This window comes from Campylobacter sp. IFREMER_LSEM_CL2194 (genome assembly GCF_025771685.1).
In the GTDB taxonomy this organism is placed as follows: domain Bacteria; phylum Campylobacterota; class Campylobacteria; order Campylobacterales; family Campylobacteraceae; genus Campylobacter_D.
This window is the reverse complement of sequence record NZ_JAKMQS010000061.1, coordinates 1-521: the sequence shown is the minus strand read 5'-3', so window position 1 is coordinate 521 and position 521 is coordinate 1. Positions and strand designations below refer to the sequence as shown.

The window sequence follows — 521 nt, the reverse complement described above, 5'->3', positions numbered from 1 at the left end:
TATTTATAGCACTACTCAAGATGAAAAGGGTAAGTTCATAGAAGATAGACAAAAAGCAAGAAGATTAATGGAAAATTTAGAAGCCATAGGACAACATAATTTAGAAGTGATGTATAAGGGGGTAAATAATAAAGATGTTGATAATGAAAGAAATAGAAGAAAAGATAAAGAAGATTTTAATGATATTAATAAAATACAAGATTATTCCAACAAATTCATAGGCAGACTAGCCACTACTATAATTATGGAAGATGGTTTGTATATAGGATGAAAGGATAATAATGAGTGAAACTTATGAAATTTATACTTCTAATGGACTTATATTAGAAGTTGATAAAAATACAAATCAAATTATATTTGATAAAAGAAAAGATGGGCGTGAAGTAGGCAAATACACCCAAGAATATTCTAAAGCTTTGTTTGAAGCTGATCGTATATTAAGAACTTCTCCTTATATTAATTATCAACCTAGATATTTAGATCCTAATCTTTATACAGGGCAAAGTTCTACTTTGCTTGAG

At 27.8% G+C, this 521-nt stretch carries 1 protein-coding gene and 1 pseudogene; both read left to right on the top strand.

Annotated features, from left to right (window positions below):
* Positions 1–271, top strand: a 271-nt coding sequence (locus L8V79_RS08180; protein WP_263703207.1) for a hypothetical protein, incomplete at its 5' end; no start/stop codon positions are given.
* Positions 272–281: 10 nt separating this feature from the next.
* Positions 282–521 (top strand): annotated as a pseudogene (locus tag L8V79_RS08175) (hypothetical protein); the annotation flags it as partial.